Origin of the sequence: Marinicauda pacifica (genome assembly GCF_004793635.1) — a bacterium.
GTDB classification, from domain to species: Bacteria; Pseudomonadota; Alphaproteobacteria; order Caulobacterales; family Maricaulaceae; genus Marinicauda; species Marinicauda pacifica.
Genome location: NZ_SRXV01000015.1, coordinates 1 through 337, shown reverse-complemented (window position 1 = coordinate 337; position 337 = coordinate 1). Strand labels below are relative to the sequence as shown.

Annotated in this window: 1 pseudogene; it reads right to left on the bottom strand. The window is 70.0% G+C overall.

Annotated features, from left to right (window positions below):
• A pseudogene (locus E5162_RS14800) lies at window positions 1–337 on the bottom strand (TonB-dependent receptor domain-containing protein); the annotation flags it as partial.

Sequence of the window (337 nt, the reverse complement as noted above, 5' to 3'; positions counted from 1 at the left end):
TATTGGGCTCCAGCACGTCGTTGCGCAAGCCGATCCAGCTGGCGTCGAGGGAGCCCGCCTGGCTCAACTCGATGCGGGTGCTGGCAAAGCCGGCGAAGATCTCGTCCTCGGCCGGCAGGGTGTCGCCCGAGCCCAGCTCGATGTCGCCGGACTGGCGAACCGAGAGGCCGGCTGCAGCGGAAATCCGGTCCGAGCGTCCGGCAAGGGCGGCGGCGCCGCGCGTCGCCTCGTTGGCGCTGCGATAGCCGGCTGACAGGCGCGCGGCGAGGCGCTCGTCATCGCTCATCAGATCGTCTGCGTTGAGTGTTTCGAACGACACCACGCCACCGGCCGCGCC